We start from the raw sequence: 14,774 nt of genomic DNA on the forward strand, positions 1-14,774 counted from the left end.
GTCGGGGCGTCCCCGCGCCCGGGGGGCGCCCGCGGGGGGGGGGGGCCGGGTGTGGGCCCCGGGGCCGGCCCCCGGGGGCCCCGGGGGGCCCCCGGGGTGTGGGGGGGGGCCCCCGGACGGGGTTCCTGCGCGGGGTCGTCAGGTGTTGCCGTTGCCCGGCTTGCCGCCGCCCCCGCCTCCGCCACCGGGGGCCGGGCTGCCCCCGGCATCGGTGACCAGGCCGCCGAAGTCCGCCGACGAGTTGCCCATGAAGGTCTGCAGCTCGGTCGACGCCATGTGGTTGGCGTCCTCGATGGTCTTGTACTTCGTCGCCAGGTCGATGACGCCCTGGTGCAGGTCGGTGAGACCCTTGGCCAGGTCGTCCAGCACCTTCTCGAACTGCTTCTTCAGCCCGTCGTCCCCGTTGGGGCCGTTGACCGCGATGCGCATCTTGTTCGCGTGGTAGAAGGCGCCCGGCGCGATGTTGACCGCGTCCAGGAGCTTCCGCGCGTCGTTGGTCGGCTGGATGAGCAGCTGGATGTTTTTCGCGAAGGTCTCCATCGAGGCCGTGTCCACGGACGTCCCGCTGTGCTGGCCGTCCGGGGGCGGCACCGGCGGCGCGGTGAACGTGGTGTGCGCCGTCGCCGTCCCGGTGCCCGTGGCGTCGGGGACGCTGGTGCTCCCGTGGTACGGGTCGATCGGGGGCTTCGGCTTCGGCTTGTAGTGGTTCGGGGGGATGTAGCCCGGCATGCCGTCAGCCCCAGAGCTGAACGCCCTGGCGCTCACCGTGGGAGTAGTACTCGTTGATGGTGCCGAGCATCTGCACGGCGGTGGCGGCCTTGGCCGTCATGTCGGCCGCGGCCTGGTCCCACTGCGCCTTGACCTGGGTGTAGGTCGCCTGGGCGTCGCTGGTCCACGCCTGCAGGTTGATCCTGGCCTGGCTGTCCAGCTCGGCCAGGGTCTGGTTGAGCTTCTGGGTGATGGCGTTCATCTCGCCGACGATGTAGTCGACTTGCTCCATCTGGACCGTGTACGTGCTCATGCTGCGTTCTCCTCGACTGGGACGGGGTGCCGGGGCGGTGCGGACCGCCGCCGGCGGTGGAAGGGGGTGGCTCAGACCGGGAAGCCGGGCAGGCCGGTGACGCCGGAGGCCATGGCGGAGGCCACCTGGCCGGCGATCTGCTGGGTGTTCTCGTGGGTGTTGGCGTACACGTTGGTGTTGGCCGCGAGCTTCTCCAGCATCGTGGTCAGCGCCTGGTTGACCTTCTGGAAGTCGGTCAGCCAGTCCTGCATCGCCTGGTGGTAGACCTGCGCGGCCTCGCCGCTCCAGCTGCCGCGCAGGCCGTCGATCTGGCCCTCCATCTGCGCGTACGAGCCGCTGGCCTCGTCCAGGGCGGTCTGGAAGGTGCCCTGGGCGGCCGTCATGCCCTGGATTTCCACGGAGGTCAGTGCCATGGGTACGTCCTTTCATTTCGGGGGTCGCACGGCGCTCGCGCACCGTGCGGGGTCACGGAGCCGGGGTCAGGAGTGCACCAGGGGTGCGGTGCCCGGCGTCCGGGGCTCTTGGGGGACCGGGACGGCCTGCGGCCGCGCGGCCGGCGTCTCCGGTGCGGCGGGCACGGGCGGCAGGTCCTCGACGGCGACGGTGCGCGCGCGGGCCGAGCGGGCCAGCGCGTCGCCCAGCCGGTGCGCCGCGAACGCGCCGCCCTGCGGCGGCTGCGCGGCGTACCGCGCGACCAGCTCGGTGCCCGCCGCCTCGCCCAGCTGGAAGCCGAGCGAGCGCAGGCGGCGGTCGGTGAGCGTCACGAGCTCCTCCGCGCGGTACGCGGCGAGTTCGACGTTCTCGGCGAAGGCCTCCATCAGGTCGGTGTGCTCGCCCAGCACCTCCATGACGTGCGCCGTGCTGCCGCTCAGGGCCAGCACCACGCCCGGCCCCGAGGCGGCCAGCCGGGTCAGCGACGTCAGCACGGCGGTGCGGGCGGCGGGTGCGCGCTCGGCGAAGGCCGGGTCCAGGTCCAGCAGGAGGAGCCCGCCCTCCGCCTCGGCGCAGGCGGCGGCGAACCGGAACCCGGGCTGCTCGGCCCACCGGGCCGGGACGGTGGAGAGCGCCAGCCGGTGGGTCACGCCGGTGGGCAGCAGGCCGAGTTCGGCCAGGCCGCGCCCGTACAGTCCGGCGAGCGCGCGACGGCCGCCGCCGGGCGGGCCCTGGAGGATGATGTTGCCCAGGCCGGCGAGCGGTTCGCCGGCGTCGCGGAGGCGGGCCAGCTGCGTGAGGCGGGAGCGCAGGGTCCGCCGGGCGCCGTCCAGGCCGACGAGGCCGTCGATGCGGCGCAGCGCAGGCGTGTCGAGCGGGAGAGTGCCCTCGCTCACGGGGACCGGCGCGGCGGACGCCGTCGGCGCGGTGGCCCGGGCAGCCGGCTGGGCGGTCGGCTGGGTGGCCGGTTGGACGCCCGCCTGGTCGCCGGGGACGGTGATGACGTCCTCACTGCTGAGCCGGCTCAGTTCGCTGTCGTCGGTCGGCGGGTGGACGGCCAGCCGCGACGCCTGCCGGCTGATCATCTCCTCGAAGACCTGCCGGGCGACGCGGCCGTTGCCGAACGTGGCGCCCTTCGGCACGTCCTCGAAGTAGCGGTTGAGCGCCTCCAGGGCGCCGGCGTCCAGTTCGTAGAAGTGCTTGGCGCACAGGCCGCGCACGATCGTGACCAGCTCGGCGGGGCTGTAGTTGGGGAACTCGACGGTCCGGGCGAAGCGGGAGGCCATGCCCGGGTTGGAGGCGAGGAACTGGTCCATCTGCGCCGAGTAGCCGGCCACGATGACGACGATCTCGTCGCGGTGGTCCTCCATCAGCTTCATCAGCGTCTCGACGGCCTCCTGCCCGAAGTCCGGTCCGCTGCCCCGGGACTGGTTGGTCAGGGTGTACGCCTCGTCGATGAAGAGGACGCCGCCGAGCGCCTTGGTGAAGACCTCGGAGGTCTTGATCGCGGTGCCGCCGATGATCTGGGCGACCAGGTCGGCGCGGGCGACCTCGACGATGTGGCCCTGGCTGAGGATGCCGAGCTCGGCGAGGACGGCGCCGTACAGCCGGGCGACGGTCGTCTTGCCGGTGCCGGGCGGCCCGGCGAAGACGAGGTGGCGGCTCATCGGCGGCATCGGCAGGCCCATCTCCTGGCGCCGCTGGGCCATCTTGTTGACGTTGATCAGGCCGGTGACCTCGTGCTTGACGCTCTCCAGGCCGACCAGGGCCTCCAGTTCGGCGAGCGGCCCGGTGCCCAGGTGGCGCGGCGCGCCCGCCGGGTCGGCCGGTCCCTGCCCGCCACCCCCGGCCGGCGCGGTGCGCTCGTCGCCGCCGGTGTCGAGGCGCTCGACCGAGACCCGTCCGCCGGACTTGAGCTGGTGGACCGCGGTGCCGCCGTTGTCGCGGATCTCGCAGTCGTGCACGCGCACCGGCTCGTCGGTGTTGCAGCGCACGCCGTCACCGGAGTTGTCGAAGACGGCGCAGTTGTCCAGTTCCGCGCGGGAGGACGCCTGGACGTTCAGGCCGTGGCCGCGCGCGCCGCTGATCCGGCAGCCGACGGCCGTCACCGCGCCGCCGCCCGAGACCTTGATGCCGTCGGCGTCCGAACCGGCGAACCCGCTGTCCCGGGCGGTGAGTTCGCAGTCGGGGCCGACGACGGTCCGGCAGCCCTCCAGGAGGGTGGCGGTCAGCTCGGCGCGGGCGCCGCCGGCCATCGCCAGGCCGGTGCCCGCGGTGGCGCGCAGGCGCAGACCGGTGAGCGACGCCTGGGCGCGGTCGGCGAGGTCCAGGCCGATGCCGCCCGGACCGCCGTCCATCGTGAACTCGCCCTGCCGCACCGTCAGTCTGGCCTCGCCGGTGGCCCTGGCGGCCACGCCCGCGCCGGTCACCGTGAGGTCGGCGCAGTCCGCCTCGCCGCCGGCCTCGACCAGCAGGCCCACCGGCGTGCCGGCGATCCGGCAGTGCTCCAACTGCGCCCGCGAGCCCGCGGTGACCTGCACGCCGCCGCTCGTGGCGCCCTCGATGACGCAGTTGCGCAGGACCGGCGCCGCGCCGCCGCTGACGTGGACGGCCTGGCCGCCCGAGCCGGTGAACGTGCAGTCGGTCAGCAGGGTCTGGACGGCGCTGGTGAGGTAGGCGTCCAGGGCGGCGCTGCCGGTGACGGTGAGTTTGCGCAGGTCCGCGCGGCCGTTCTGCTCGACGGCGATCGCGGGCTTGCCGCTGCCGTCGATGCGGCAGGACTCGACCAGCGCGGTGCCGTGGCCGTTGACGCAGATCCCGTTGCCCCGGGCGCCCCGGACGGAGCACTCGCGCACGGTCAGCCGCCCGTGCTCGGCGACCACGACGGCCGACGAGCCGACGTCGGTGATCTCGCAGCGCTCCACGACGTTGCCGCCGCCGGAGGTCACGACGATCCCGGCGCCCTGCGTATTGGTCACCGTGCAGTCGCGCAGGCCGAGCACGCCCTCGTGCCAGGCCAGGACCGCCGCCCAGGCCTCGCCCGCGACCTGGCAGCCGTCGAGCGCGGCCTGCCCGCGCCGCACGTCCAGGACCGGCGCCTCGCGGTCCGCGCCGCTCAGGTGCAGGCCGGACAGCTGGACGGCCTCCGCGTCGAGCACCACCGTGCTGCCGGCCGCGGAGTGGATCCGCACGGTGCCGGCCGGGCCCTCGGCGGCCAGCGTCACCGCCTTGGTGACCGTCAGCGCCTCGTCGTAGCGGCCCGGTGCGACGGTGATCAGCGCGCCGTCCACGGCGTCGGCCAGGGCGGCGGCGATGGACCGGTGGGCGCCCGGCCGGTCGCCGGACACCAGGAGGACTTGCCGGGTCACTTCTCTGCTCCCTCGATAGGTGCACGGGTGCCCTGGGCGGCGCGGGCCGACGGCTCGGGCGGGGCGGTGATCAGTCCGGGCGGGGCGGTGAGCGGCGGGCCGCCGGGCCCGGGGCGTCCGTGGGTGGGCAGTTGCTCGGCGGCCTGGGTGAGGCCCTCCAGGGCGATCTCGTCCAGCGGCAGCCGGGGGGCGTCCGGGTCGGTGTCGTCGTCGCCCTCGGACGGCAGCAGCTCGCGCAGCAGCACCGGTTCCGTCGCGGAGCCCGCGCGCAGCACCTTGAAGGCCGTCCCGGGCGGGAAGAGCACGCGGTCGGGGTCGGAGGGGTCGAGGAGGCTCGTCCGGCGCGCGGTCATCGACCAGATCAGGAAGTCGGTGGTGCCGTCGCCCGGCGTCTCGGGCACGGTGATCCGCGCGGTGCAGAACGCCCACTCGGTGGCCGCCCTGCCCTCCTCGTACCAGTCGAGCTCCGGACCGGAGACCGCGGCCCGCAGCAGGGCCACACCCCGGTACGAGGGCAGGCGGTTCAGCCCGGACGCCACGCAGCGGGCCAGCGGCACGTGCGGGCCCGCCGTTCCGGCGCGCACGGCGGCGTCGACGGCGGCGCTGTCGCCGGAGAGGTAGAGGCGCACGGCGACGAGGTCGGTGAGGGCGTCGCCGTCCAGCGCGCGCGAGGAGCTGCGCAGGCCCGGCGACTCGGACATCACCCGGGCCACCGTGCCCGCGACGGCGTGGTACTGGGCGCTGAACTTGCGGCGCACCCAGTCGCGTTCGCGCTCCAGCCCTCGCTCGGGCGGCAGCGCGAGGGCGGCGGCCGACGGGACGGGCTGCACGCGTACGGCGGTCGCGCGGGTGGCGGCCGGGGGAGCGGCCGAGGGGGTGGGCGCCGCGGGCGGGGACGCCGGGGCGTCGACGGTAGGCGCGGGCTCGACGGGCGGCGCGCTGGGGGCCCCGGACTCCAGGCGGATCCGGGGCATCGCAGGGAGGGGCGCGGGGGTGGGAGCGGGCGCCACCGGGGCTTCGGCGGGCGGGGCCGTCGGCGCTGCCTCGGGTGCGACGGCAGGGGCGTTCGACGGCTCGATGGACGGCAGCGGCGGCGTGACGGGCGTGACCGGGGGGACTGGCGTCGCGGGCTCGGGTGCCGGGGCAGGCGTCGTCGGTTCGGGGTTGGCGGCAGGGGCGTTGGAGGGCTCGATGGACGGCAGCGGCGGCGTGACGGGCGCGACCGGGGGGACGGGCGCGACGGGCGCCACGGGCTCCGGCGGAGCCGACTCCAGCAGGGACGTGAGGACCGGGGGACTCGTCGGGGCGGGCGCGTGTTCGGGGAGGGCCTCGGACTCCGTCTCCAGCACGGGGACCTTCGGCTCGAAGGCCGGAGCCGGCCAGTCGGCGACCGGGCCCGGGGAGGACGTCACCAGCGACGTCGGCAGCGGCGGCGGCGCGGAGACGGGCTCCGCCACCGGCTCCGGGCTGCTCACCGTCACCGGCTCCGGCTCCGGCTCGACGACCGTCCCGGCGGCGGGCGTGGGCGCACTCACCGTCACTGGGTCCGGCTCGATGACAGCCCCGGCCGCCGGCATCGGCGCGCCCACCGTCACCGGATCCACCTCGACGACCGTCCCGGCCGCCGGCGCCAGCGCGCTCACCGGCACCGGGCCGAGCTCAACGACCCCCTCGGCAGCCGCCGTCGACACCGGCACCGACACCGGCGCCTCGATGGACGCGACCGGCGGCTCCACCACCCGCACCGCAGGGGCGTCCGCATCCGCGTTCCACGCCGGCGGCTCCGCCAGGTACCCGGGCGCCGGCGAGTAGACCACCTCACCCTGGAGCACCGGCCCGCCGCCGCCGGCCTCGGCGGCCGTCGGCCCCGGCGACAGCACGACGCGCTGGCGCAGTGCGTCCGCCAGCACCTGTCCGAGCGCGCCGCTGCCCTCCGGCAGCGCGACCGGCCCGAAGTGGACGAACCGCACCCCGGTGCGGGCCGAGGGCAGCACGGTGCCCCAGAAGCGGGTCACGTCGGCCAGCGGCACGGCCGGTCCGCCGGGGCTGCCGAGGACGACGGTGAGCGCGTTCGGGTGGCCGGGCAGCGAGGCGATCAGTCGGCGCCGTCCGGCGGCGAGTTCGGCGGGCCGGGCGCTGCGCACCCACACGCCGCCGGGCACGGGTTCGACGACGCCGAGCGGGCTGGTCTGCCAGATGCGGTCGTAGGTGGCGAACTCCCACAGCGGCTTGGGGTAGCGGTGCGAGTCGCGTTCGGCCGCGCGGCCGGGCCGCAGGCGCAGCCAGCCGGTGCCGCTGTCGGCGGGGACGAACAGGCCGCCGCCGGCGGTGGGCAGCGCCTCGCCGTCGGGGGTGAGGACCGTCCGCCGCAGCTGGTCGGCGATCCGCTGGCCGACCGGCGGGCCCTCCACCGAGGGGTGGAAGACCAGCCGGAGGCTGCCGGGGCGGCGGGCGAGCAGGTCGGCGAGTGCCGGCCAGGCGGTGTCGAGGTCGGCGGGCAGCAGGTCCACCACGACCAGCGTGTGCTCGGGGTCGGGCGTGAGCGCTCCGGCGAAGGCCAGCGCGCTGGGCTCCGGCGGTCCCTTGGGGTGGACCAGCAGGGCGTGCCCGGCGGTCCGGATGCGCAGGGCGGGGCCGGCGGCGCGGGCGGGCTTCATCGCGAGGCGCACGGCTAGCCTCCCTGCACGGTGTCGGCGGCCGCCCGGGCGGTGAGCGTCGGGCCGTGGCCGAGGAGCTTGAGGAGGTCCTCCGGCAGCGCGGTCGCGGGGGCGCCGGTGATGCCGAGGGCCGTGCCGGCGCGGCTGTCGCCGAGCGGGTAGGCGATGCCCTGATCGGTCACCAGGAACGTCTGCGCGTTGCCGTTCTGGCGGGCGAGCTGCTCCAGGTCGACGGCGAGCATGCCGCGGGTCGGCGGGACGAGCACGGTCCGGGTCCCGGTGGCGGCCTGGCCGCCCTCGACGACCAACTGGCTGGTCAGCCTGGTGCCGTCCGCGCGCTGGCGCAGGCAGGCGGTCTGGGCGCCGGCGTCCAGGCCGGGGGCGCCGAGGACGTCCGGCAGCGCGGTGAGCAGCGACTGGTCGGGGGAGACGGGGGCGGCGGCGATGTCGGTGGCGCCGACGGTCAGGACGGCCGGGGCGCCGGGGCGGGCGGCCAGCAGGGCCGCGGCGGTGGCGCTGGCCGGGGCGACGCCGGCGTCGGTCATCACGTAGGAGTGCTGGACGCCGCCGGTGGCCGTGCGGAAGAGCTGGCCGACGGTGACCTCGTGTCCGGCGACCCGGCCGGCCGGCTTACCGGTGTCCGGGACGGCGGCGGCCAGCGGGGCGCCGGTGGGCAGGGCGCCGAGCCAGTTCTGCGGGGTGGGCACCGGGCGGTCGCCGTCCAGGCCGAGCGCGATGAGCGCGGTGTCGGAGGGCACGGGGTAGCGGACGCCGCGCCAGAGCAGCCAGTGCGAACCGTCGGGGGCGGCGAGCAGCACCTGCCGGTCGTCGGGGAACGCGGCGGTCTGGCCGTCGGGGGCGAGGTCGAGCAGCTGGCCGCCCGCGAGGTCGGGCCGCAGGCACCAGGTCCAGGGGCCGGGCAGCAGGCCCGCGGGCGCGGGCAGCGAGTCGGGGGCGCCGGGGATGCCGACGGGGGCGCCGTGCGGGGTGGTGCCGAGTTCGGCGCCGGAGACGGTGTGGACGGCGCTGCTCTTGCCGCCGAGGAGGAGGGCGGAGGCGTAGTTGCGCACCGGCCGGAGCTGTCCGTCGAGGAGCAGGTACCGGTTGCCGGTCTGCTGCTCCACGATGATCGACCCGGGGTTGCGCCAACGGGTGTCCGCGACGGGCGCGATGAGCCCGTAGACGGCGAAGCCGACGCAGAGCAGCACCACGACTCCGGCGCCGAGCACGGTGGCGAGCGTGGCCCGCCCGGTCGGTCCCTCGCCGCGGCCGACGTCGCCCCGGACGAGGGCGGTGGCCAGGCGGGCCATGGCGAAGCGGTACGCCTGGAGGTGGTCGCGTCGTGTCTGCATGCCCGGCCCCCGCTCAGCTCGCCAGCACGCGCAGCGCGCTGTAGACGTGCAGGGCCTGGAGGACCAGCGGCAGGAGGGCGATCACGGTGGCCGTCTCCAGGATGTCCCCGGCGTGCCCCCAGATCGGCAGCAGCCGGTCCGTCAGCCGGGGCGCGCGGACCAGCAGGAGGACGGCCGCGGCGAGCAGCGCGGCGGGCACCAGGATCCGGGCGGCGGTGCCGTGCGAGGCGGCGTGCGCCAGCAGGAGCAGCGCCAGGCCGAGCGTGCCGGCGAGTACGGCGCAGACCCGCTGCAGGACGCCGGTGAGCCCGCGCGAGCGCAGCAGCACCGCGCCGGCGAGGACCAGCGGCAGCACCCAGTTGATCCAGCCGGGCTCGCGCACCAGGAACCAGAAGGCCGCCGCGTACAGCACCGCCGACGCCAGGGCCAGCGCGTCCAGGTAGTCGTTGGCCGCCCCGGCGGCGCGCTCCAGGCGGGCCTGGGGTTCGGGGGTGATGTCCTGCTGGAGCTCCTCGGCGTCGTGCGGCAGGGCGGGCACCCGCACCCCGGCCAGCCGCAGCGCCAGCCGCGGGCCGAGCTGCCCGAGGACGAACAGGGCCGCCGCGACCACCGCGAGGGCCTGCGCGGCGTCCCAGTGCGCGACGTGGACCAGGCCGGCACCGGCCGCCGCCGCGACCGCGGTGAGCAGCGCGGTGCCCGGCAGCAGGAACGGCAGCGGACGGACGATCAGCAGGACGCCGCAGACGACGGCCGTGGCGACGGCGCCGGCGAGGACCTCGGCCGGGCCGAGCAGGAACGCGTGGTCCGGCCCGCCGCGGAAGGTGAGCCCGGCGAGGGCGGCGAGGGCCATGGCGCCGACGGCGGCGGTCAGCACGGTGCCGCGCCGCGCGCCGGGCCGGGTGCCCACCAGGCAGGCGGCCGCCAGCAGCGCGGCGGCGCTCACGCCGGTGGTGGCCGCGGTGAGCGGTCCCGGGCCGCCGCTGAGCAGGGCGGCGGCGAGGACGGCCAGCAGCAGGGCCCCGGCCGCCAGCGCGAGGCGGACGGTGGCCACCGGCTGCCAGCGGTCCGTCCGGCCGCCGATCACCTGGGCCACGCCGTCGGCGACGTCGTCGAAGTGCAGCGCGGGCAGCGCCGCCTCGGCGGGCCGCAGGTGGAGCACGTCGCCGTGCTTCAGCCCGAGGCTCTCGGGGGTGCCGTCGGGGTCGAGGGGGTTCTCGCCGAGCCGCTGGAGCACCTGTACGGTGCCGCGCTCCTGCGGGCTCAGCGTCAGCCTGCCGAGGAGCACGGGGAGCAGGGCCGAGACGGGGGTGGAGACGGGGACGGAGACGTCGAAGCGGCCGTCGGTGTGGACGACGGTCAGCCGGCACACCTCGGTGACCGGCGGGGCACCGGCGGGCGCGGGGGTCGACATGTTGCTCCTGGACGGCGAAGGGGCGGAAGAGGCGGAAGGCATGTTGGACGGGAGGGCGGCGGTCACGCGGGCGTCACCAGCCCGGTCTGGACGAGGCGCACCGCCCGGCGGGTGACGAGCTGGGCGCGCCCGGCGGGCAGCGTGCGCGGCTTGGCCTCGCCGAGGAACTTGCCCTCCTCCTTGGGGTAGGAGAAGAGCAGCGCCGGGTTGCCGAGCTCCCACATCCGCCGCAGGACGGGGTCGGTCATCGACCGCATCGCCCCCGAGGTGCTGCGGGCGATGATCACGTGCATCCCGATGTGCTGCCCCTGCGCGAGCAGCGGGACGAGCGGCGCCAGCGGGGTGGGTGCGCCGGGCGCCCCCGCGAGGAGGTCGTAGTCGTCGACGACGACGAACAGCCGCGGGCCCTCCCACCAGTCGCGCTGCGCCAGTTGCTCCGGGGTGATGTCCGGCCCGGGCACCCGCTTGCCCACCGAGTGGGCGGCGTTCGCAGCGAGCTGGGCGAGCGAGTCGCGGTCGACGACGTAGCCCGCCCGGTACTCCTCGGGGACGGAGGAGAGCAGGCCGCGCTCGGGGTCGGCGACGACGATCCGGGCCTCGTCGGTGCTGAAGCGCGAGGTGATCGCGCGGACGGCCAGGCGCAGCGCGTTGGTCTTGCCGGTCTCGCCGTCGCCGAACACCATGAGGTGCGGGCTGGTCGAGAAGTCGTGCCAGGTGGGCTCCAGGCGCTGCTCGTCCCAGCCGAGGCAGAGCCGCAGGTCGCTCTCGGCGGGCGGCAGTTGGTCGGCCGGCAGCCGGGTGGGCAGCAGGCGCACGCCGGGGGCGGGGGAGCCGGTCCAGAAGGCGTCGATCTCGGCGACGGCCGCCTTGGTCGCCGGGGTGAGGTCGGCGGTCCCGCCGGAGCTGTCCAGGCGCGGCAGCGCGGACAGGAAGTGGTGGCCGCCGGCGCTCAGGCCGCGGCCGGGCTGGTGCGGGACGGCATTGGCGATCCGCGAGCCGACCTCGGACTCCAGCGCGTCGCCGAGGCGCAGTTCGAACTTGGTGCCGAGCAGGTCGCGCAGACGGGGCCGCAGTTCGGACCAGCGCACCGCGGAGGCCAGCAGGTGCAGGCCGAAGGACAGGCCGCGGGCGGCCAGGTCGATGACCCTGGCCTCCAGGTCCTCGAAGTCCTGGCGCAGCGTCGACCAGCCGTCCACTACGAGGAAGACGTCGCCGTACGGGTCGTCGATCTCGCCGGCCGCGCGCAGCGCGCGGTAGGCGGCCATCGACTCCAGGCCGCGCGAGGTGAACTCGCGTTCGCGGCGCTCCAGCAGCTGCGTCAGCTCCTCCACCGTGCGCAGCACGCGGTCGCGCTCCAGCCGGGTGGCGACCGAGCCGACGTGCGGCAGGCCGGCGGTGGAGACGAGGCCGCCGCCGCCGAAGTCGAGGCAGTAGAACTGGATCTCGCCCGGGGTGTGGGTGAGCGCCAGCGACAGGATGAGGGTGCGGAGCAGGGTGGACTTGCCGGTCTGCGGGGCGCCGGCGAGCCCGACGTGGCCGTCGGCCCCGGACAGGTCGGCGACGAGCAGTTCGCGCAGCTGCTCGTAGGGGCGGTCGACGATGCCGAGCGGGACGCGCAGCGTGCCGAGCGACGGGTGGCCGGCGGCGCTCATGCCGCGGACCGGGTCCGGCACGATGCCGGGCAGCAGCTCGTCCAGGCTGGGGGAGGCGGCCAGCGGCGGCAGCCAGACCTGCCGGGCCGGCGGCCCGCTCTCCTCCAGGCGGCCGACCAGCACCTCCAGGAGGCTCTCGGCGTTCGCCTGCTCGTCGGGCGCGGCGGCGGCGGCGGCCGGTTCGGGACGGCCGGTCGGGGCGAGCGCGGCCAGAGACTCGTCGGTGCTCTCGGAGCGCAGCGCGCCCTGCCGCGCCAGGCCGAAGTCGGTCAGCACACCGGACGCGCCGGCCTCCTGGGCGGGCTGCTCGTCGGCGGCGAGCGGCTCGGGCGCCGGGCCGGAGACGTAGGCGGCCTTGAACCGCACCAGGTTGGTGGTGTCGATCTTCAGGTAGCCGTTGCCCGGCGAGGACGGCAGCTCGTAGGCGCTGGCGACGCCGATCACGCTGCGCGACTCCATCGCGGAGAAGGTCCGCAGGGCGATCCGGTAGGAGAGGTGGCCCTCCACCTTGTGGATGCGGCTCTCGTCGAGGCGCTGCGAGGCGAGCAGCAGGTGCACGCCGAGGCTGCGCCCGAGCCGGCCGATGGAGACGAAGAGGTCCACGAACTCGGGTTTGCTGGCGAGCAGTTCGGAGAACTCGTCGACCACGATCAGCAGCGAGGGCAGCGGGGCGAGGCCGGCGCCGGCGGCCCGCGCCTTCTCGTAGTCGAAGAGCGAGGAGTACCCGGCCTCGCGCAGCAGCTCCTGGCGGCGGATCATCTCGCCGTTGATGGAGTCGCGCATGCGGTCGACGAGGTGGATCTCGTCGGCCAGGTTGGTGATGACCGCGGAGGTGTGCGGCAGGCGGTCCATGTGCAGGAAGGTCGCGCCGCCCTTGAAGTCCACCAGGACGAGGTTGAGCACCTCGGAGGAGTGGGTGGCGGCCAGGCCCATCACGAGGGTGCGCAGCAGCTCGCTCTTGCCGGAGCCGGTCGCGCCGATCAGCAGGCCGTGCGGGCCCATGCCGCCCTGCGCGGACTCCTTGAGGTCCAGCTCCACGACCTCGCCGTCGTCGGTGACGCCGAGCGGCACGGTCAGGCGGGCGGACTGCACCTGCCGGGGCCGCCACTTGGCGGCGACGTCGAAGCTGTGCGGGTCGCGCAGGCCGAGCAGGGTGACGAGGTCGAGGTCCGATTCGAGCGGACGGTCGGCCAGGTCCACGCTGCCGCTCGTGCGCATCGGTGCCAGCGAGCGGGCCAGGGCCTCGGCGGCGGTGGCGCTGAGCGCGTCGGCGTCGGCCGAGTCGGTGTCCTCGCCGGAGGCGAACTCGACCTTCCCGTCGTTCACGGTCAGCCGCAGCACCTTGGGGCCGCCGGGCATCGTGCCGGTGACGTCGAGCAGCACGACGTTGCGCAGACCGCCGCCCGCCAGGCGGGAGTTGGCGGGGATCCGCACGCCCTGGGCGACGACCACGACGAACGGCTCGGCGACGCTGGGCGAGGCCACCGGGTCGTGCTCGGGGCGGTCGCGGACCTCCTGGCCGAGCAGGTCCAGCAGGGTCTCGGGGTCCTCGGCGGCCAGGCGCGCCGGGCCGGCGGCGTCCTCCTCGCCGGGGTGGGCGTTGTGCGGCAGCCACTTCAGCCAGTCCCACTGCGCGCGGGCGCCCTCGTCGCCGAGGAACGCCACCCGCAGCTCGTCGGGGGAGTGCAGGACCGCCAGCTGCCCGACGATCGCCCGCGCGAGGCCCAGCGCGTCCTCGGCCGTGCCGGCGAACTCGACGCTGCTGAAACGGCGCAGACCCACCGGGACGGGCAGCCCGGGGACGCTCTGGTGGGCGTGCGTGAAGCGGCGCAGGGACACCGCGCACAGCGGCTCCAGGTCCTCGACCGGCTTGGTGCGCGGCGGCAGGAACTCCAGGGCGGCGCGGCGCGCGCCCAGCCCGATCCGCACCCGCGCGAAGTCCTCGTGCCCGGGGCGCCGCTCCCACAGCCGGGTGCCGCGGGCCAGCGCCCACAGCTCCGACGGGTCCGGGTGGTCCCACAGGACGGCGGCGCGCTGCTCGGCCGCGGCCTGCCGGGCCTGGACGCGCTTCTGCGTCAGGTAGCGGAGGTAGTCGCGGCGTTCGGCGCGCATCCGGCGCCGGCGCTCGGCGCCCGGGCGGCCGATCTGGGTCAGCGTCATGCTGACCATCGCGACGCCCATCATCCCGGACATCATGTAGGTCGACGCACCGCCGCCGCGCATGGAGAACATCAGCACCATCGCGCCGGCGCCCAGGCCCATCGGCAGGTACATCAGCGCGGAGCCGAGGTCGGGGGTGGCGGGCTCGCCCAGCACCGGGGGCTCGGCCAGTTCGATCTGCCCCTCGGGGAGCGGGGGGCCGTCGGCGCGAGGCGGGCGCTTGACGAGGACCGTGCTCAAATCCCGTACTCCGTTTCCTCTTCTCCGCGGAGGAATGAGCTTGCCCCCAGTCGATCAACGTGGGATACGCGCGTGGTCTACGCGGCCGGGGGCCGCCTCGGCGGCGGGTTGCGGTGCGGCGAAGAGCGCCGGATATCGGACGGATATCGGGGGCTGGGAGGCTGTGGCCGCAAGCGGTGCCGTGCACGCGGCCACCGCGAGGGGAATCCGCGCTCACGGAGCTGCGTGCGGGAGCAGCGGAGGAACTCGCGCGCACGAAGATGCGCGCGGGAGCAGTGAGGAGGGCCGGCGACATGAAGGTCTGGAACAACACCGGGTCCTGACCCCGGCGGGTCGCTGCCCGCCCGGGTCGCCGGTGCGGCCCCCGCGGGGCGGGGGGTGTTCTCGGGGGCGCCCCGGGGGCGGGTGCGGGGGGGTATTAACCAAAGAAGGGGGCCCCGGAAAATATTGTGTTTATAATAGTGGGGGGCGGGGGCTGTAA

At 75.8% G+C, this 14,774-nt stretch carries 8 protein-coding genes; all 8 read right to left on the bottom strand.

Annotated features, from left to right (window positions below; translation table 11 throughout):
• Positions 1–138 precede the first annotated feature (138 nt).
• Positions 139–729, bottom strand: a complete 591-nt coding sequence (locus tag ACFV4G_RS27180; protein WP_380444693.1) for a hypothetical protein — start codon at positions 727–729, stop codon at positions 139–141.
• 4 nt (positions 730–733) lie between these two features.
• Positions 734–1,021, bottom strand: coding sequence for a WXG100 family type VII secretion target (locus ACFV4G_RS27185; RefSeq protein WP_380444695.1), 288 nt, complete (start codon positions 1,019–1,021; stop codon positions 734–736).
• A gap of 71 nt (positions 1,022–1,092) precedes the next feature.
• Positions 1,093–1,434, bottom strand: a complete 342-nt coding sequence (locus ACFV4G_RS27190) for a WXG100 family type VII secretion target (protein ID WP_380444696.1) — start codon at positions 1,432–1,434, stop codon at positions 1,093–1,095.
• A gap of 66 nt (positions 1,435–1,500) precedes the next feature.
• Positions 1,501–4,821 carry a right-handed parallel beta-helix repeat-containing protein gene (locus tag ACFV4G_RS27195; protein WP_380444697.1) on the bottom strand — a complete coding sequence of 1,107 codons (3,321 nt, stop codon included), beginning with the start codon at positions 4,819–4,821 and terminating at the stop codon, positions 1,501–1,503.
• Entirely contained in the window at positions 4,818–7,490 is a 2,673-nt protein-coding gene (locus ACFV4G_RS27200; RefSeq protein WP_380444699.1) for a hypothetical protein, read from the bottom strand. Before ACFV4G_RS27200 ends, ACFV4G_RS27195 begins: the two co-directional genes overlap by 4 nt.
• Positions 7,491–7,492: 2 nt before the next feature.
• Positions 7,493–8,830, bottom strand: coding sequence for a type VII secretion protein EccB (gene eccB, locus ACFV4G_RS27205; protein ID WP_380444701.1), 1,338 nt, complete (start codon positions 8,828–8,830; stop codon positions 7,493–7,495).
• A gap of 13 nt (positions 8,831–8,843) precedes the next feature.
• The gene (eccD, locus tag ACFV4G_RS27210) at positions 8,844–10,241 is read right to left on the bottom strand and encodes a type VII secretion integral membrane protein EccD (RefSeq protein WP_380444702.1); all 1,398 of its coding nucleotides are present in this window, start codon (positions 10,239–10,241) and stop codon (positions 8,844–8,846) included.
• Between the two features lie 62 nt (positions 10,242–10,303).
• Positions 10,304–14,293 (bottom strand): type VII secretion protein EccCa, encoded by a 3,990-nt coding sequence (gene eccCa, locus ACFV4G_RS27215; RefSeq protein WP_380444703.1) that lies wholly within the window; start codon positions 14,291–14,293, stop codon positions 10,304–10,306.
• Positions 14,294–14,774 lie beyond the last annotated feature (481 nt).

The organism is Kitasatospora sp. NPDC059747 (assembly GCF_042732955.1).
Lineage (GTDB): Bacteria > Actinomycetota > Actinomycetes > Streptomycetales > Streptomycetaceae > Kitasatospora.

Bases quoted from the DNA above. Each gene is read 5' to 3' on its own strand.
- ACFV4G_RS27190 (WP_380444696.1), bottom strand. From the start codon at position 1,434: ATGGCACTGACCTCCGTGGAAATCCAGGGCATGACGGCCGCCCAGGGC.
- eccB (WP_380444701.1), bottom strand. From the start codon at position 8,830: ATGCAGACACGACGCGACCACCTCCAGGCGTACCGCTTCGCCATGGCC.
- ACFV4G_RS27180 (WP_380444693.1), bottom strand. From the start codon at position 729: ATGCCGGGCTACATCCCCCCGAACCACTACAAGCCGAAGCCGAAGCCC.
- ACFV4G_RS27185 (WP_380444695.1), bottom strand. From the start codon at position 1,021: ATGAGCACGTACACGGTCCAGATGGAGCAAGTCGACTACATCGTCGGC.
- eccD (WP_380444702.1), bottom strand. From the start codon at position 10,241: ATGTCGACCCCCGCGCCCGCCGGTGCCCCGCCGGTCACCGAGGTGTGC.